At 47.1% G+C, this 19,360-nt stretch carries 14 protein-coding genes; 12 read left to right on the forward strand and 2 right to left on the reverse strand.

What is annotated here, in order from left to right; translation table 11 throughout:
* The first annotated feature begins 592 nt into the window (after positions 1-592).
* The 4 genes from rplU to NC796_RS13535 all read left to right on the forward strand — a co-directional run bounded on the left by rplU (position 593) and on the right by NC796_RS13535 (position 4,076).
* A complete protein-coding gene (rplU, locus tag NC796_RS13520; RefSeq protein WP_310685114.1) occupies positions 593-1,117 on the forward strand; it encodes a 50S ribosomal protein L21 in 525 nt (174 codons plus the stop codon).
* A gap of 18 nt (positions 1,118-1,135) precedes the next feature.
* Entirely contained in the window at positions 1,136-1,393 is a 258-nt protein-coding gene (gene rpmA, locus NC796_RS13525; RefSeq protein ID WP_310685115.1) for a 50S ribosomal protein L27, read from the forward strand.
* A gap of 67 nt (positions 1,394-1,460) precedes the next feature.
* Entirely contained in the window at positions 1,461-2,126 is a 666-nt protein-coding gene (locus NC796_RS13530) for a fumarylacetoacetate hydrolase family protein (RefSeq protein ID WP_310685117.1), read from the forward strand.
* A gap of 9 nt (positions 2,127-2,135) precedes the next feature.
* Positions 2,136-4,076, forward strand: a complete 1,941-nt coding sequence (locus tag NC796_RS13535) for a M23 family metallopeptidase (protein WP_310685118.1) — start codon at positions 2,136-2,138, stop codon at positions 4,074-4,076.
* A 24-nt stretch (positions 4,077-4,100) separates the two neighbouring features.
* Here the strand turns inward: NC796_RS13535 and NC796_RS13540 are convergent, their stop codons facing one another.
* Positions 4,101-4,478, reverse strand: a complete 378-nt coding sequence (locus NC796_RS13540) for a RidA family protein (protein WP_310685120.1) — start codon at positions 4,476-4,478, stop codon at positions 4,101-4,103.
* Positions 4,453-5,283, reverse strand: coding sequence for an alpha/beta hydrolase (locus NC796_RS13545; RefSeq protein WP_310685122.1), 831 nt, complete (start codon positions 5,281-5,283; stop codon positions 4,453-4,455). The genes NC796_RS13540 and NC796_RS13545 overlap by 26 nt, the downstream gene beginning before the upstream one ends.
* Positions 5,284-5,433: 150 nt before the next feature.
* Between NC796_RS13545 and NC796_RS13550 the strand changes: the two genes are divergently transcribed.
* The 8 genes from NC796_RS13550 (at position 5,434) to NC796_RS13585 (ending at position 19,331) form a co-directional block, all read left to right on the forward strand.
* On the forward strand, positions 5,434-6,750 hold the full coding sequence (locus NC796_RS13550; protein ID WP_310685123.1) for a tetratricopeptide repeat protein: 1,317 nt from the start codon (positions 5,434-5,436) through the stop codon (positions 6,748-6,750).
* A gap of 27 nt (positions 6,751-6,777) precedes the next feature.
* On the forward strand, positions 6,778-8,022 hold the full coding sequence (locus tag NC796_RS13555; RefSeq protein WP_310685125.1) for a tetratricopeptide repeat protein: 1,245 nt from the start codon (positions 6,778-6,780) through the stop codon (positions 8,020-8,022).
* A gap of 6 nt (positions 8,023-8,028) precedes the next feature.
* Positions 8,029-9,168 (forward strand): cystathionine gamma-synthase, encoded by a 1,140-nt coding sequence (locus tag NC796_RS13560; protein ID WP_310685126.1) that lies wholly within the window; start codon positions 8,029-8,031, stop codon positions 9,166-9,168.
* Between the two features lie 46 nt (positions 9,169-9,214).
* Positions 9,215-10,396, forward strand: coding sequence for an acetyl-CoA C-acyltransferase (locus NC796_RS13565; RefSeq protein WP_310685127.1), 1,182 nt, complete (start codon positions 9,215-9,217; stop codon positions 10,394-10,396).
* Positions 10,397-10,676: 280 nt separating this feature from the next.
* Positions 10,677-11,780 carry a type IX secretion system outer membrane channel protein PorV gene (gene porV, locus NC796_RS13570; protein ID WP_310685128.1) on the forward strand — a complete coding sequence of 368 codons (1,104 nt, stop codon included), beginning with the start codon at positions 10,677-10,679 and terminating at the stop codon, positions 11,778-11,780.
* A 24-nt stretch (positions 11,781-11,804) separates the two neighbouring features.
* Positions 11,805-14,990, forward strand: a complete 3,186-nt coding sequence (locus NC796_RS13575; RefSeq protein ID WP_310685129.1) for a T9SS type A sorting domain-containing protein — start codon at positions 11,805-11,807, stop codon at positions 14,988-14,990.
* Complete coding sequence (locus NC796_RS13580) at positions 14,990-18,379, forward strand: hypothetical protein (protein ID WP_310685131.1); 3,390 nt, start codon at positions 14,990-14,992, stop codon at positions 18,377-18,379. The genes NC796_RS13575 and NC796_RS13580 overlap by 1 nt, the downstream gene beginning before the upstream one ends.
* Positions 18,372-19,331 (forward strand): hypothetical protein, encoded by a 960-nt coding sequence (locus NC796_RS13585; RefSeq protein WP_310685132.1) that lies wholly within the window; start codon positions 18,372-18,374, stop codon positions 19,329-19,331. Before NC796_RS13580 ends, NC796_RS13585 begins: the two co-directional genes overlap by 8 nt.
* Positions 19,332-19,360: the final 29 nt, after the last annotated feature.

Raw genomic sequence — 19,360 nt, forward strand, 5'->3', positions numbered from 1 at the left:
GCGAGCTAGATTGATCAGCAAAGTAGCCTCTGTAACGCTATTACAGTACATCAATTGGCAAAACGATCAACCCATCAATCGTATTAAACATGCATTAGCTGTTTAAGATTAACCCCTAAACGCGTTAGTATAGTAATTGATATAGAAGACATCCAACGAAAAAAGCTCAATAGAGGATAGTTACATTCAGCTAAGGAGTATGACCATCCGACCCAAAGAAATAATACCGAAATTTATTGTTAGACTCACGAAGTAAAACGTCCTCATCCGAATATTTATAAATATAAAAAAGCGACCCCGGACACTAACCAAGGTCGCTTTTGAGATAGGGGCTCTTAGATTAATTTCTAAGAGCCTTTTTTATGTCGATCCCGAACCCGAACCATCGCCGCCGCTATGGGTCCCATTTTTTATTTCTGGCTCTTCAATGATTTCTCGACCCTATATTAACTGAACCCAAAAAATCGGCTTTCAAAAAAGATATCTGGCAATAAGCACCCCCTGTAATTTTCACTTTGTATTAGGCGTTCAAAAGCTTATATTTGGAATCTGTTCAAAAGACGAAATTTTAAACTCTAACATCATTATTTCGATGTACGCAGTAGTAGAAATTGGAGGACATCAATACAAGGTATCTGAAGGCGATGTCCTTTTTGTTGATAAACAAGCCGATGAAACCGGTGGAAAGCTAACGTTTGACCGCGTATTACTGATTAACGACGATGGCAACGTGGATATCGGACAGCCGGTTGTTGAAGGTGCAAGTATTGAGGCCACCCTGTTGGACAATGTTAAATCTGATAAAGTGATCGTTTTTAAGAAAAAGCGACGCAAGGGCTACCGGGTAAAACGGGGACACCGCCAACCGATGTCTCAGATTGAAATTAAAAAAATTGCTACTTCCGGTAGTGGCGGTACGAGCAAAAGCAAAGCATCCCAAAAAGAAGCAGAAACAGAAACTACTGAGGAGACGAGCCAGGTTTCTACTGATATGACGGCAAAAGAAGCAATAAGTCATATTCGAAATACCCCGCTCGAAGAACTCAAAGGGTTTGTTCCTGAAGATGAAGACCGGGTGACGGTATTGGATGCCTGGGACAGTAAGCAAGAAGGATAATTCAACAACTTAGTTATTATGGCACATAAGAAAGGTCAAGGATCAACAAAAAACGGTCGCGATTCGATATCAAAACGGTTAGGTGTTAAAAAATATGGCGGCGAGCACGTTCGCGCCGGTAATATTATCGTACGCCAGCGTGGAACTAAATTCCACCCCGGCGAAAATGTCGGTCGTGGTAAGGACGATACGCTATTTGCCAAAGCTGACGGACAGGTAATCTTCCACGTTCGTGGCGGCGGGCGTAAATATGTTAGTATCGAGACGGCCCAGTAAGTGACAACATTTTTAAATATTCAGCCTTAATTCCTCTCGGGATTAAGGCTTTTTTATTTAGATCCCCATGAACCGACCCAAAATACCAGGTCTTGCCCCTGCCCTGGAAATAAACAGTATTTTCTGTATCGGGCGTAACTACGTAGACCACATCAAAGAGCTGAACAATGAACAGCCCGATGAACCGATCGTCTTTTTTAAGCCGATCACAAGCATTCTCTTTAATGGTGGAACCGTCAGGCTACCGCGGCAGAGCACCGATGTTCACCACGAGGTGGAGTTGGTGATCGCCATTGGTAAAAAAGGAAGAGACATTCCCAAAGAACGAGCTCTGGAATATGTCGCTGGCTACGGCGTAGGCATCGACATTACAGCTCGCGACCTGCAGACCAAAGCCAAAAATGCCCGCCATCCCTGGTCAGTCGCCAAAGGCTTTGATACGTTTGCTCCCGTTAGTTCGTTTGTAGATGTGCATGCTGTTAAAGATCCACAGGACCTCGACCTTAAACTAGAAGTCAACAATTCGGTCCGACAGCATGATAATACAAATCTAATGATCTTTCCAGTTACTGATCTTATATCGTATCTTTCAGGTGTGTTTACGCTTCATCCCGGCGACCTGATCTTTACCGGTACGCCAGCAGGGGTATCTCCCCTGAAAAAGGGTGACCAGATAAAGGCTACACTGGGAGACGAACTTTGCACGTTATCTTTAAACGTTGATAACCAATGACGGTGGGCAATGAGATCATGCTTTCTTTTTCTGTGGGTACTTCTGACGGCACCTGGTCTAGCAGGCGCACAATTTACGCCCGATAGTGCCGATTACATCTGGCCTACCAATGCCAGTCCCTACCTTAGTGGAACATTTGGAGAAACACGCTCCCAGCATTTTCATGCAGCCCTGGACATAAAAACATGGGGACGTCGGGGGTACGATGTGTATGCCACCCGCAACGGCCTTCTGCATCGCATTGCTATCGGACCGGGCGGATATGGCAAAGCGATCTACCTAAAACACAGTGACGGCTCCTATTCGGTGTACGCGCACCTGCTTTCATTTGAGAAAGAAATTCAGCAGCTGGCAGATTCCCTTCGCTTCCGCGACTATTCCAATAAAATCGACATCGTACTCGATTCCCTGGATATCCAGATTAAAAAGGGAGAATTAATCGCCTACTCCGGCGCCACCGGCATTGGTCCACCACATCTGCATTTTGAGCTGCGCACCCCTTCAGAAAAGCCGTTCAATCCACTGCTGACGAACCTCTCAATCCCAGATGATATTCCACCCCGATTTTCTAGTTTGGCCATAGAGCCGCTGGGTCCTGAATCACGAATCGAGGGTCACAATAAAATTCATCGCAAACGACCTACCAGGCACTCTGAATCATATGATTTTGGGACAATTGAAGTTGACGGTCCTGTTGGCTTGGCCGTGGATATTTACGACAAGGCCAACCGCGTGCATAATTCCTATGCCGTATACGATTTAAAGCTGTTTCACCAAGAAAAACTCCTGTTCCACTCGCAGGTTGATAGTTTTTCCTATAATGAGACCGGGCAGATGTTCCTGGATCGCGTGTATCCCCTGCTGGAGCAGAATGGCAAAGCCTATCAACGACTCTATATCGCCGATGGGAATACCCTTTCCTTCTATAAGGAGGGCTTGAACAATGGGCGGCTGAACCTTCCCGAAGGTCGTCACGAAATCAGGATTGTAGCTGAAGATTTTTATGGGAACCGGTCGGAGGCAAACCTTACCCTCTCAGTGCCGATGAGTTCTTCCCAAATGACAATTTTCAGTTCCAATGGTACCAATAGGAGTAATGGATCACACTCCTATGGCGGGTCCACCAAAAAGGATTGGGAATGGCATAAGAAGTGGATAAATTTCAACGGGGCCGACTCGCTTGACTATACCGTAATCTCTTACGATAAAAGTACAGTAACTGCTCGCCCTAAAAAGGTATCGTCCCATTCCTATATTAATCTTCACAGAGCAGATGTAACGGTGATACAGCGAATTCGCCCCAACCCGGGTGTAGAAACGCTGCACCTTTACCGCATGGTTCCCGGCCGGCAAGGACGCGTGCATTCGGGAAACGGGTCGGCCTACGCCACCTTTTTTGAGAACACACTTTACGACACGCTATCCGTAAGCCTGGTGAGCAAAATTCTTGCGCCCGATTCTGTTCAACTTAACCTGACGCCGGATAACCAGCCTCTTCGCGGGGATTTTGAACTGACCTATCTTTTGAATGAAGAACGGCAGAGCGACTCCACCCTGGCGTTTTATGAATACGATAAACGAAGGAAGCGTCTTAATTATATTTCCAGCTCCAGGGGTGGTACAATACTCAAAGGTGACGCCGAAAAACTGGGTACCTATTTTATTCTACCTGATACCACGGCACCCGAAATCCATAGTCCACGAATTTACCGTCGGGCAGATGGCCAGTGGATGGGTATGGTCCGTGCCGAGGATGAACGTTCGGGTATAGATTATCGAACAGCTGAATTCTATATAAACGGGGTGCGTGGCATTGCAGAATTTGAGCCAGAAGACGACCGCATCCTCTACTATCATCCCGACTTTGGCCCCTCATCTACCTATGAGCTCCGCATAGTAGTTGCCGACATGCTTGGAAATCGCATCGAAAAGGAGTTTATCCTGGATTAAGTCTTAACTGCTCAAGACGCAATTCTAAACATACGCCACGCAGCTTATCTCAACTTTAGCATTTTTGGGCAGAGTATCGACAGCTACAGTCTCGCGTGCAGGTGGATTTTCCCCGAAATAATTCCCGTAAATTTCGTTCACCGTTCCAAAATCATCCATCTGATCCAGGTAAATGGAACATTTGATCACTTTACTGAAATCCGATCCTGCTTTTTTCAGTACAGCTTCCAGATTTTGCATCACCTGTTTGGCCTGGCTCTCCACGTCCTCACCGGCATATTCCATCGTTTCCGGCTCCAGTCCAATTTGTCCTGAACAGTGAACGATCCCGTTATAGACCACCGCCTGGCTGTAGGGCCCAATAGCCTCAGGGGCCTCAGATGTGTGTATAATCTTCTTCATGACGTATCTTCTTTTGGTTTTCACTTAAAAGATGATATGATTTCAAAAAATCCAGGAGATAACTTGCAAATTCCCCGGGACGCTCCATCATCGGGGCATGGCCACACTTGTCAATCCATTTAAGTGTAGCAGAAGGCAATTTTTCAAGAAAGGTTTCTGCAACGTGTGGAGGTGTAATGATATCGTTTTTACCCCAGACCAGTAACGTTGGCTGCCTGATCCTGCCAAGCTGATCCTCCAGGTTATGTTCATGGGTTGAGCGTGCTATACGCAGCAGGCGGCTCAATTTTGCCGGGGATTGAAGCACTTCCAGTATTTCGTCAATTATCGTTTCATCAACAAGGTCATCATAGAATGTCAGGGAGGCCCGTTCTTTCACGTACTCCCTGTCATAGCGTTTGGGGGAGCTCGACCCGAGGTCATTTTCAAAAAGCCCGGAACTGCCGGTGAGTACCAACGCTTTAACATTATCAGGATGTGAGAGAGCGTACTGCAAAGCAATATGTCCGCCCATTGAATTCCCCAGCAGAACAGGTTGACGGATACCGTGATCAGTTAAGGCCCTGTGCAGCCATAATGCGAGCTCAGGAATCGAAAGCTTGTCCTTTTCATATTTATAAATCGGAATTTCAGGAACAAAAAACGGCTGATTCTGTACCTTATCTATTAATGGATCGAAATTGCTGAGGCCACCAAACATACCGTGCAGCAGAACTAACGTATGAGCACTGTTTATCTCACTATTAAATTCAAGATACCTGTACTCATTGGATTGCTGCACATTAAATCTAGTCTCACCAAACATATACACCCTGTTTTTTCCACGAAAATTCTGTCATTTGAACAAGTTTCGAATATAATAAATTCTCCAACCCCATATTGCAGAAAGCTCTTTATATAGTTACTTTAAAGCGGATTTTGGATATGTAATCGCAATTTTTACTTAAATCTTATTATGTTTAAGAAACTATCAACGTTATCACTCCTCACGCTCCTTATCGGGATTTTAGTTGCAGGGTGTTCCAGTTCAAACCCATACGTAGATGATGCCAAATCGCAGATGCAGGATGGCAACTATCAAGCAGCTCTTGAGGCCGCACAACAATCAATTAAAAATCAACCGAATGATCCGCTGGGATATTATTACCAGGGCGTCATTTACGGCGATATGGCTCAAGAGGAAGAAAACCCTGCTGCCCGGCAAGAGACCTACAAAAAAATGAATGAGTCTTTTGAGCAGGCAAGAGAGCTTGCCAGCAAGATGGAAGATCCCCCCAGCGAACTTGAAAATCTGGGTGCTGTAAAAACAACTATCTGGAGTAACGAGCATAACCGTGCTATTGAGCTGGCCACCAGCGACAGCCTGCGCAAGGCGCTTGACAATCCGATTGAACTAGCTGCAGAGCACTTGCAAAATGCTACCCTGATTATGCCGGACAGCGTTCTGTCTTGGGATGTACTGTCTGAAATTCAGATCATGAATAACAACACCAAGGCCGCGATCCAGGCGAAAGAAAAAGTCCTGGACCTTAAGCAGCAACCAAGTGCACAGGATTACAACAGGCTTGCGGATTTCTATCGCGCCGAAAATAACTTTAAAGGCGCCATCAACGTCCTCAGCAAAGGCCGCGAAGCCTATCCCGACAGCGTCTTTCTGAGCGAAAAACTTGCCGATTCATACCAAAGTGACGGTCAATATCAAAAAGCAATTTCCACAGTTGAAAGGCTAATCGAGCGGGATCCGGACAACCCGCAATACCATCTGGCACTGGGGACCCAGCTGTATCAGACCGTCTTGGAGTTGAATGATTCGCTCAGCACAAACTCCGACCAGATCTTCAAGCTCAACAAAAAGCTGGAAGCCGGGTCGGGCAATACCAGCAGCATAAAGCAGCAAATATCGGAGTTACAAAGTGCCAATAAATCGCTACAAAGCCAGATCTCCGATCTAACCGACCGGGCCATTGAGGAGTTAAACACTGTTATCGAGTATCGGCCCGATGATGCTTCTGCTTATAACACGCTGGGAGTAATCTATCAGAACAAAGCTTCTGCTCTGTTTGAAGAGCGTGAGCAAACGATGGACAATCAAAAAGCGGCTGAGATCGACAAGCAGGCACGAGAACATCTGCAGGATGCCCGAAAATATTATGAAAAAGCGACTGAGATCGACCCTGACAACAAGCAGTACTGGGAGTCTCTCTTTAGAGTGTATGTTGCACTTGGTATGGATGAAAGAGCCAAAGAAGCCCAGCAAAAAGCAGGCATGTAATTTATAATCCCTAAGACCCACGAATTTTTGAAATATACGTATTTCACCCGAATGGCGATCCCTTTTATAGGGATTGCATTCGGGTTCTTTATTGGATGTTCCACTTTATCTGGCAATAAAACTAAAACTGAAAGTGATGGTTCTCTCTCTCAAAAAGATTTAAAAAAAAGACTTAGCAAGATAGAGGCCAACATTTCGAGTAATCCCGATAATGCTGAGGCCTACTACCAAAAGGGAGATGTATTAAGCAAACTTGCGCAGCGCCAAAATCCCCCGGCAAAACGAGCCCCATATTACCGGGAGATGCAGAATGCGCTGGCCGAGGCCAGTACCATTCACCAATCCAGCAGCCAAACACAAGGTGAGGAAAAGGTAGATGAACTGCTGCAGGTAAACTGGAGCTTTGAGCATAATCAAGGGGTTAAAATTCTGCAAACCGACAGCACGCTTAACAACAATGATCTGAATAACGCAGCAGATCATTTCAATAATGCCCTTATTATTATTCCAGACAGTGCTGTTTCTTATAAGATGAAGGCCCGGGCGTTATATAAAAAACATAAGATCGACCAGGCGATCCAAACGCTCAACACAGCCAGAAATCGCATTGGGGATCTGTCAACGTCATATATTGAGCAGCTCGCTTACCTTTACCTTGAAAGCAACCAAACGCAGAGGGCGATCGATCTGTACGAGGAGGCGGAGAGTTTTTCAAGCGATAACCTAAACCTTCTCCACGGACTGGCCAATGCATATATCACCGCTGATCAACATAAAGAGGCGACAAAATTGCTGGGTACGCTTGTGGAAAACAAGCCGGAAAACATTATTTATCTCGAGTCCTATGGTACCGAGCTTTACAGCGTAGGCATGCAGCAATTGGATTCACTCCAGTCTTTCACTATCGGGGATTCACTGGCAATTCAGCAAACCAAATCCAGTGCTGATACCCTCATGAATATGGCCCAGAACCAGCTCAGAAAAATACTGAACCAAAATCCCGACAAGACAGAGATCAAACAACAACTGGCTGATATAAATAAAAATTATGCCGCTAAGCTATCACAAATAAAGTCACTGTATTCTGAATCGAAGCAACAGGAGATTGAAAATCAGATCCAAAATAGTCTTTCAAGTGCAGTCAACCTCTACGAGGAACTCGTTGAGCAACAACCGGATAAAACCGAGTTTTGGAAACACCTTTATCAGGCATATTCCTATCTTGGAATGCAGGAGCAAGCTAACGAAGCAAAAGCCAAAGCAAATCTCTGATTTTTTATGAAATTCAATACCAAAGCAATACACGCCGGACAGGAACCGGAAGAGACCTCCGGTGCGGTAATGCCGCCTATTTTTCAAACTTCAACCTATACACAACAGGCCCCGGGCGTCAACAAAGGACATGAGTACGCCCGTGTAACCAATCCTACCCGAACGGCCCTTGAAAAGCTAATCGCAGGCCTTGAGGATGCAGATGAATGCGCCTGCTTTGCCAGTGGGTGTGCAGCAATGGATGCTTTTATCAAGATGTTTCGTCCGGGTGATCACATTATTGCCTCTGATGACCTGTATGGAGGTACCTACCGCTTATTCCGAGAAGTTTTTGAGCCATATAATATCCGGTTCAGCTTTGTCGATATGACTGACATCCCCAAAATAAAAGAAGCGATTACGCCCGACACCAAACTGATCTGGATCGAGACACCGACCAACCCCATACTTCGCGTTGTAGATATTGAGGCTGTGACGAGTGTCGCTCGTGATCAGGATATCTTGACAGTGGTAGACAACACCTTCGCCTCTCCCTACTTGCAAAAGCCGCTGAATCTCGGGGCCGATGCGGTGCTCCACTCCACGACCAAATACCTGGGCGGCCATTCCGATGTTATTGGCGGAGCTGTGGCCAGCTCAAACGAGGAGATCATGGAGAAGCTTAGATTCCAGGTCAAAACCACTGGAGCTGTTCCAGGGCCGATGGACTGCTACCTGACTCTGCGCGGAATAAAAACGCTTCATGTCAGAGTGGAACGGTCTGTAGAAAATGCACATAAAATAGCCGATTTTCTTAATGGCCATCCTAATGTTGAACAGGTGAACTACCCCGGACTTTCTTCCCATCCGCAGCACGAAGTAGCTAAGAAGCAGATGAGTGAATTTGGAGCGATGGTTTCATTTAGCTTAAAGGACGATTCTGTTGAGACCGCCCAGGAATTTATGGGACGTACAAAAATATTTACTTTGGCTGAAAGTTTGGGAGGTGTGGAATCACTAATTAGCCATCCCGCATCAATGACACACGCCTCAATCCCCATGAAAGTTCGAGAGGCCGCTGGCTTAAAGGACTCCCTGATCCGACTGTCCATCGGGATTGAAGATGGCGATGATTTGGTTGAAGATTTAGAACAGGCATTTGATTAGTATTGAGTTTCACTAGTTTGTACTGAAAACTCACGACTCTGGTATTATGAAAGACGTTGTTATAGTAGCTGCCAAACGTACACCGATCGGTTCATTCGGTGGATCACTGGCCTCATATACGGCCCCGGAGTTGGGATCTACCGTAATACTGGAACTGGTTAAATCAGCTGGTATCAAACCGAGTGATATTAATGAGGTGGTGCTGGGCAACGTTTTGACTGCCGGAGTGGGACAGGCCCCCGCACGCCAGGCAGCCATCAAAGCTGCGCTACCCGACCTCACCCCCTGTACCACCGTCAACAAGGTTTGTGCATCCGGGATGAAAGCGATCATGATTGCCGCCAACCAGATACAGCTTGAGGAGGCTGATGTGGTTGTAGCCGGGGGTATGGAAAGTATGAGCAACGTCCCCTACTACTTGCCCGATCACCGCTTTGGATCAAAGCTGGGGCACAGCAGCGTTAAGGATGGCATCCTGATCGATGGACTATGGGATGTTTATAACGATTTCCATATGGGCAATGCAGCTGAAATTTGTGCCCGTGAGTGCAATATAAGTCGAGAGCAGCAGGACGAATTTGCCGTCACTTCCTACAAAAGAGCCATTGAAGCCCACGAGAAGGGATATTTCAAAAATGAAATCATCCCTATGAAAGTGAAAGACCGTAAGGGGAATACCGAAAAAATGACGATGGATGAGGAGCTCAAGAAAGTTAACTTTGAAAAGATCCCGAAACTTCGTCCCGTTTTTGAGAAAGAAGGAACCGTAACCGCTGCCAATGCGAGCAGTATTAATGACGGGGCCGCCGGTGTTTTGTTGATGAGCGCGGACAAAGCCAGAGAATTCGGACTACAGCCGCTTGCGCGAATTATCAGCCAGGCCAGTGCCGCCAAAGCACCCGAATGGTTCACCACAGCCCCGGCCGATGCGATTCCCAAAGCGTTGAAACGCGCAGGAGTAGACAAAAAAGAGATCGACCTTTTTGAAATAAACGAGGCTTTTTCGGTTGTATCACTGGCCAACAATCAAATCCTGGAACTTGATCCCGAAAACGTGAATATCCACGGCGGAGCGGTAAGCCTGGGGCATCCGATTGGTTGTTCTGGAGCCCGAATTATTGTAACGCTGCTGCATGCACTGAAGAGTACCGGTGGACGCCTGGGGTGCGCAGGTATATGCAACGGTGGCGGTGGGGCTTCCGCGATGGTGCTGAAAATAGCTGATTAACCGAGCAGTAATTTACTGCATGAACTTAAACTGGATATCAGTCTAATTACCGCTTGGCTGGGGAAATATCTCAAGATTCGTACGAAATAAACTGCCATAACGTTGGTATATTAAAAATCGACAATATTACTCACTTCACTTGCGAATTATCGTAAAAATCGTTCATTTTACTGTTTCATCTGCGGCTGGAGAGGTATTCTTTTACCCAGCTTCGCTATCACTCAATACATCGGGATATCGCAAAAATTTACAGAACTAACACTGATTAGAAATACACCACATGTTTAAAAAAGTACTTTATAATCTGTCACTTCTCCTGTTTGCGTTTAGCATCGCCTCCTCATACGCACAGGTGGGGATTACGTCCGTGCCTTTCCTTCAGATTGAACCCGACTCACGAGGGGCCGGGATGGGTAATACCGGTGTTGCTATCGCTGACAACGCTTCAGCCGTCTACTGGAATGCAGCAGGACTTGCCTACCAAAAGGGAAACCAAATAAGTGTCACCCACGCCGAATGGTTGCCTGCTTTCAACGCTGACCTATTTTACGATTACCTGGTCGGTAAATACTATATCGAAGGGATCGGTACCATTGGTGCCCACATCACCTATTTAAATCTAGGTGAGCAGATTCGAACCAACGAGCAGGGACTTGAACAGGGCCGTTTTAACAGTAACGAATTTGCCGGCGGTATCTCCTATGGAGGAAAACTTAGTGAAAACTTCGCACTCGGCGGTGGTGTTCGCTTTATTTACAGTAGCCTGGCAGAAGGTCAAGTCGGGCAGCAAACAATTAATCCCGGTTCCAGCGTTGCTGTAGATCTTTCGGGATTGTATCGAAGCAAGTTTTTTAATTTTGCCGGAAGCGATGCACAATTTAGTGCCGGCTTCAACCTTTCCAATGTAGGACCCGGAATTCAGTATACCGATAATGCACAAAAAGATCCGCTGCCTACAGTACTTCGCATGGGCTGGGCTTTTGAATGGAATCTCGATCCTGAGGGTATTAATACCATCACAATTGCCAATGACATTTCCAAAATAATGGCGCGGGGTGACTCCACCGGATCTGAAGGGGTGGTCCAGGCCCTGTTCTCATCCTGGGATGAATATACCCGCTATAACGGTTCTGAAAATGTAACGCTTGGCGTGATGGACCAGTTTATGATCGGAACGGGTATTGAGTACTGGTATAATGATCTTTTTGCCATCCGGGGTGGTTACTATTACGAGCATCCTGAAAATGGTGATCGTGTTTTCTTTACAGTCGGTGCCGGCCTGCGTTACAGCCTAATTGGTGTCGACTTTAGCTATATTGCAGCACTTGAGGAAGAACATCCACTCGCAAATACAACGCGCTTCAGTTTGCTTATCAACTTCTAAAAGAGCTGCATCCTGGCACTTCAAATGCCTATAACATACGATTTTATATTCATCAAAAGCATGCTTATTGCAAGTGTGCTTTTGTTTTTTGGGGGCACTTCCATTTTTGCCCAACAAACAGATATCAAACGCAGCCATGCACTATCTTCCAACGACCATATAATGATATCTCCCAGCCAGATCCAGGCCACTGGAACGCTGAATATCCTGGCGGTGCGAGTATCCTTCCTCCCGGATGACAACCGCCTGACCTCAGGAAACGGCACATTCGAGCCCGGCAGCCTTCCCTACCTGGAAGAAAATGATACCAGTATCGATCCCCTGCCCCATGACCAAGCCTATTTTGAAGCGCACCTGGAATTTGCCAAGAATTACTTTGAGAAGGTCTCGGGTGGTCAGCTTTCGGTGGATTACGAGGTATTACCGGACATTTACCAGCTGGATCAGCAGATGGAGTACTATTCTCCCACCGGGGAAAATTTTACTAATGAAAAGCTGGCTCTTTTGGCCCGTGATGTATGGCAAAAAGTAGAAGAACACGGCGGTTTCGATGCCACTGGATTGAATCCCCAAAACACCGCATTCGTAATTTTTCACGCCGGGGTGGGTCGTGATATAGAACTCACCGGAACTTCTCTCGACAAAACGCCACAGGATATCCCTTCACTATATTTAAGCACTCAATCCCTGGCAAACCTGCTGAACGATCCAAACTTCAATGGATTTCCTGTGAATAATGGCAGCTTCAGGATCACAAATTCACTGATTTTACCTCGCACCCTTTCCCGGCGCGGTGTGGATGTGAGCGATTCTGAGTTTGTATTGCAGCTATCAACAAACGGTTTAATCACTGCTACTCTAGGCAGCCATCTTGGGCTACCGGATCTCTTTAACACACAGACCGGTGCCTCAGGAATTGGGCGATTCGGCCTAATGGACGGGGCAGCTATTTTTTCCTATAGCGGCCTTTTTCCGCCGGAACCTTCCGCATGGGAAAAAATATACCTGGGATGGACCTCTCCTTTTGAGATCGATATGAGCACTTCATCCCCGGTTCAGTTGAGCGCCTCTTCACTACATCAAACAAACAGTTCAGTTGCCAAACACGCCCTTTCGAATAGCGAATACTTCCTGGTTGAAAACCGGCACCGGGATACTGAAAACGACGGGGCCATTCTAACAATTCGACAACCGGATGGCACGGAGATTCAACAACGGTACGATAACAGCGATGAAGCATTTGTGAACCAAGCATCTGGATTTGAAGAGGAATTAACTCCTGGTGTCTTGGTCAACGTCGACAACTTTGACTGGAGCCTTCCGGGCGGGCTGGATCGCGGACCAGATGAAGAGCCCGGTACGCCAGACGACCGGCTGCTTAACGGGGGAATGCTGATCTGGCATATCGATGAGGCAATTATTCAGCAACAGATTTCTGGAGGTGGGGTAAATGCAAATCCTGAACGACGTGGTGTTGATCTCGAAGAGGCTGACGGTGCACAGGATATTGGTCGACCGATTGACGGGCAGACCACTAACTTCTCAACAGGCACTGCATTCGATTTCTGGTGGGCTGGAAATGATGCCTCTGTAATCTCCACGCAGGGTGATACGCTGAGTCTCTATGAAAATAAATTTGGCTCTGATACCCATCCAAACAACGACAGTAACTCCGGTGCACCCACTTTTTTTGAATTCTATGATTTTTCCGGGATCGGCCCGACCACTACCTTCCGAGTCCGCGGTGTTGATGAGGGCGTGATCGAATCTGTGATGCAGGCAAACCTGCCGGGGGATCAAGCTTTTACCCCGCAGAATGATTCCTACTGGAACTCCTATCCCCTGTCATTGGCTACATTTTCGGCACAACAGGACAGCTTTCTGGTGATTCCCACTGGACAAACTACCTATGCCCTTCAAATCAATTCGCAATCATCCACTTTTCATGATTTCCAGACCGGGGCTCCTCAACAGCCGTATGCAGGGCAAAGCCTGATCCTGGCGGAAAAACCGGGAAATGACAGCAGCATCATAAATGCCTGGCGTTGGGATGGCTCAAAGTGGCAGAACGAATGGACCAATTCAGCCAGAGCCAACTCGGGCTTTTTAAGCTCACAAAGTGATGATATCCTGCTACTTGATTTCACAGACCAGCGTTTCAACCTTACAGATGGGTCCCCGTTATCAGAACTGTCTACTCCTCAGCAGCAATCGGCAACGGTTGGAGGAAATTACGCGATCCTTTCGCAAAATGAATTACGGGTGGAAGGGACCGACGTCAACACTTCGGTTATGGCCGGTTCTTCGCGAAAGTATACCGGCGGACTGCAACTCACTTCAGGGCAGAATCTCTTTTACCTGATGGAGGACGACGCTTTTTATCTCATTGATCCCCAGTCCGAAAATCCCAAACGATTGCTTTTTGAATCCGAAAATTACGGGTGGCCGGCCTTTGCAGACTTTGACCATGATAACCGTCTTGATATTCTATTTGTGAATAACCGGCAAAACCGCCTGGATGCTGTTAACGCCAATGGCGCTTTTTTGAACAGTTTTCCCATTCATGTGCCACAGGGAGCACAGTTTACCGGAACCCCACTAGTCACTGATCTTGATGGAGATCAATCACTCGACTTGATTGCTACCGTGCAGGACTCTGTTTCTATGAATCTTATAGCCTATAATCAAAATGGAACTATGAAAGAGGGATTCCCACTGTATCTCGGAGCTGTAACACAGATGGGAAATCAGCCGATTCATCCCGTGATCTTCGGGGAAAAGCTGTATGCAGTAAGTCATGAAGGCGATTTAAAGGCCTGGCGATTTCCTGCACTGCAAGACACGCGCTGGGGGAGTCGCTATGGGAATGAGCCATTTAATAAAGTTACCGGACGATTGAACGAATCCGATCCACCACAGATGCCCAGTTCTATCCTGGTGGATTCAGAAACCTATAATTGGCCGAATCCTGCACAGGATGAAACCTATATTCGATACCAAACCTCGGGGTCGGGAAGTGTTGAGATTAGAATTATCACAGCAAGTGGCCGCGTTATTTTTGACGAGGATTTCGAAACCAGCGGCGGTGCCCCGGAAGAGCAGCGCATTTCTACTGCAGAATGGGGCAGCGGCATCTACCTCGCACAGGTTACGGCAACGGTCAATGGCCAGGAATCCAGCAAGCTTATCAAAATAGCGGTGGTTCACTGATGAATAGAAGATTTCAACTTCTTTTATTACTGGTCGGTTTCCTCGGGGTACAAAGCTTGTTACCCGGCCAGGTACATGCGCAGTTGTCGCCCTCCAATTACAGCTACCCGTACCACCATCTTTCCTGGTACACGCTGGAGAGCGAACATTTTCTGATCCACTTCCAGGATGGAAACAGCCGGTCAGCCCAGGTGGCTTCCCGCATAGCGGAGGAGGTGTATCCGCATATTACGGAACTGTACGGGATTGAGCCCGACTCCAAAACCAGCATCGTATTGAAAGACAGAGAGGATTACTCCAACGGTGCCGCATACTTTTTTGACAACCAGATTGATATCTGGGTTCCCGCACTCGACTCCCCACTTCGGGGGACACACGACTGGATGCGCGATGTGATCAGCCACGAATTCACGCATATTGTACAGCTGACCGCCTCCATGAAGCGCAGTCGCACCCTGCCCGCCATCTATCTCCAGTGGCTTTCCTACGAAGATGTTCGGCGTCCTGACGTACTTTACGGCTATCCCAAGGGACTCCTCACCTACCCGTTTTCATCAATCAGCGTGCCGGGCTGGTTTGCCGAGGGTGTGGCACAATACCAACGGACAGGCTGGAGCTATGACACCTGGGATTCGCACCGTGATATGGTCCTGCGAACCGCCATCCTCAATGACAATTATCTATCATTTGATGAGATGGGGACCTTTTCATCAAAAACTAGCCTGGAACGTGAGCAGGTATACAACCAGGGATTTGGCTTTACGATTTTCCTGGCACACCGGTATGGTGAATCCGTCTTAAGTGAGATCAGCGATACCCTGAGCACCGGTGGAGTCAATAGCATAGACTTGGCAATTCAACAAGTGACCGGCAAAAGCGGGCAGGAGCTGTTTGAAGAATGGATTTTGGAGCGAGAAGATTTTTATAGCTCGGCAGTGGGTTCTATTAATTCCCAGGAATCTGAGCTCATCGAACCGAAGGGCTACTTTAACTTCTATCCCACCTATTCGCCGGACGGTACAAAAATTACTTACCTGTCCAATAAAAAAATCTCCGAATCTGCAGTATCACTCTTTGTTCGGGATTTGCAAACGGGTACAAGCAAGGGAACGGAAATCGATTTAACCCCCCGGGCACACCCCCGACAGTTTGCCCTAAGTTGTGGATTTAGTGAGGAACCGCTGATTAACCGCATCCGCTCCTCCTTTTCCTTTGCACCGGATGGCCGGCGCCTGGTCTTTACACGGACAACACTCAACAAATATGGTGAACGATATAACGACCTGTTTTTTTACGATTTTGAATCAGAAAGCACGGATCGTTTGACATACAGTGCTCGTCTTCACGATCCTTCATGGAGTCCCGATGGAGAGCAGATCGCCGCTGTCCAGGTTGCGCAGGGGACCGCCAATCTTGTACTGGTCAATACCCAAAACGGTTCAGTAGAAAAATTGACCCATTTTGAAGACGGCGAGCAGGTTTATAAGCCGGAATGGGGACTTGGGGGACAAGAAATCTTCTTTTCTTTTGCCGAAAAAATGGGACGTTCTATTCGCAGATTTAACCTGGAGAGGCAGCAGGCTGAACCTTTTTTAAAAGAGCAGTTCATCGATTTCCGTACTCCTTTTATCGACCCACAGGGCGACTATCTCTACTATAGCAGTGACCCTGACGGCATTTTCAATATCTACCGCGTTCCGTTGGATAGCCCGGAAGCCTCACAAAAACTGACAAGCGTAACCGGTGGTGCATTTATGCCAACGCTCAGTGATAAAGGTCGGCTGACGTATGCCGAGTACCGGGAAGGTGGCTACAAAATTGTGTCAAAAAAGTTGCCTGAATTCCCGCAGAGCATCATTTGGGGAAGCTACCGGCCTCCAGCACCCAGGGAAATTTCGTTTCCAGATAATCCCAATAGCTTTACGGAGCTCAACAATTTCAATGACTCCGACATCGATCCCCTGGATGAGAATACACTAACTAATGCTGATACCGGTCGGGTGAATATGCAGATACCTACAGTAAACGGTTCGGATCAAAGGCAACTTTATAGTTACGATCAAGAGTTTACCAAATTCAGCTTTTACCCGGTAATCCGTTTCGACAACTACTCCAAGTTTAACGGCAGCAACAGCTCATTGCTCAGGGCCGGTGATTTTGGTGGATTAGGTGAAAACCTGGTGCGTGATCTAAAAATCGGAACCTACTTTAGCTCCCGTGAAGTAACCAACCGCCTGAATATTTTTGGTGGTGCCCTGTTCGGAGTTGGGTCGCGCAGCGCCGATGGCATCGGTGATTTCTTTAGCCCTTCGCGACTCACTGACCTGGATCGTGACCTGTTCCTGATTACAGAATATCGCGGGCTGCCATTTATCAAGAAGCGATGGTCTCCGACGCTGGCCGTTGAGCTCTACAACATGCGCCGCAATGTGAACGGGGGACTTTCCGTGGAGGAATTTCCCTGCACCTCCTGCCTGCCCGATACCACTTCGGTGGATATCGCATACAACATCTGGGAGATTGATCTGTTCCTTCGGAGCAAAATCGATGCACACTCCCTGGTTGAGCTTGGTATCGGCTATACCCCGTACCGCGTGCAGACTGATGCTTTTTTCTCAAGGGAGCTGGAACAGCTGGTACCCTCTAGCTCCACCGAATACTACCGCGGTACGTTGCTTACGGCAGCCTACGTCTACGAGTCTTTCCTCCCCTATCCCCATAGTGACACCGCCCCAATCGGGCTCAGGGCCAGCCTTCGATACAATTACCGCCCCAGCCAGCTACTTGAAAATTTTGAAATTGAAGATGGAAGCCTCTCTCCAGTTTACCAGAAATCCAAAAATCATTCAGTAGAGTTAAGTTCTCGTTATGGATTCGAAATGGGTGATTTCACCACCGGACAGGTCTATTCCCGCTTTTTCAGTTATTTCAGCAATCCGGGCGATACTTTTTATCTCGATTATATCGGCGGATTTACCGGAATGCGAAGCTACCCCTATTTTGCACTTTCCGGCAATACGACCGCCTTTTCAGAGTTTTCTTACATTTTTCCCCTGTTTACAGACATCAATGAACAGGTTGGACGCCATTCATTCGACAAACTTTTTCTGCGGCTTTTCGGGGAAGTGGGGAATGGATGGAATGGACCGGAGGGAACAGGGGCAAATCTGAAGGCCGGTATAGGGGCTGAACTGCGCTTTTCCCTGAACAGCTATTATCTCTATCCCCTCAAATTCTTCATCAGCGGAGCCTACGGATTTAATAAATTTGATGTTACTTTACCTGACGAGTTTATTACTGAATCGTCTTCCAACAAAGTAAGCTATGGAAGAGAGCCTATTATTCACTTCGGATTCACCTTTGATTTTGAAATTCTAAATCATGATTAGAATCGTAATCTACATCCTGGCCTTCCTGTTGGCCGGTAATGTGCTTATTGCCCAGCCGTTGAAAACGAATCTCCCGTTCAGCCAGCAAGAGATAGAAACCGGGCAGGAAGACTTCTCTAACTTGTCAATGAGTGATTTTCGATATCAAGCCGTTGCACCGACCTCTTCATCACGTTTAGTTAACGCGCTGCAAACCAAGCCGGGATTGGCCCTGCTCAGTTCTGCGATTATCCCGGGCACCGGACAGGCAGTCAATAACAAATGGATTCGCGCGGGGGCCTATTTTGCTGCAGACCTGATTCTGCTGGCGGTTCATTTCCACAGCCAGCACCGGGCGGAAGAACTGCAACGCGATTATGAACAGTTTGCCGACAACAACTGGAGCGTGGTCACCTACGCAAAATGGCTGGTCGACTACCATGAACAGAACAACATATCGAATCCATATATCGACGAGCTACAACAGCAGGTCCAGGATGCAAATCCCGCCTTTGATCCCGATGTGGACTGGAACACCGTTGATATTGAAACACTCCGAAATGTAGAAAATAACACCCCCTTCATAACGACAGAGGGTACGGGTAATAATTTTTCGCATGAAATGCCTGCTTACGGTTCACAGCAGTATTATGAACTGATCAGCAAATACTACCAGTACGGTCCGGGATGGAATAGCTTTGGGATAAACCGAGAGGGGCAGCCATTGGATAGCCACTATCAACTGGAATGGAATGGAAGCGATATGCCACCCCATTTTTTTGAAGGGGCAAGCCTGTCAGACCGATTCAATAACAAGTATCGCATCGCCGGGAACATGCTAGCGTACATGCTCTTAAACCATGTAGTTTCCGCTTTTGATGCTTTTATCACCGTCAAGCTCAAAAACAACAAGCTGGAAACACAATCGAATATTTTTGGACCTGAACAGTTTATCCTAAAATATCATTTTTAAGATGACCGTTATGAACTGTATCTTCCAGA

Origin of the sequence: Aliifodinibius sp. S!AR15-10, assembly GCF_031569985.1 — a bacterium.
Classification (GTDB): Bacteria; Bacteroidota; Rhodothermia; order Balneolales; family Balneolaceae; genus JAMQKA01.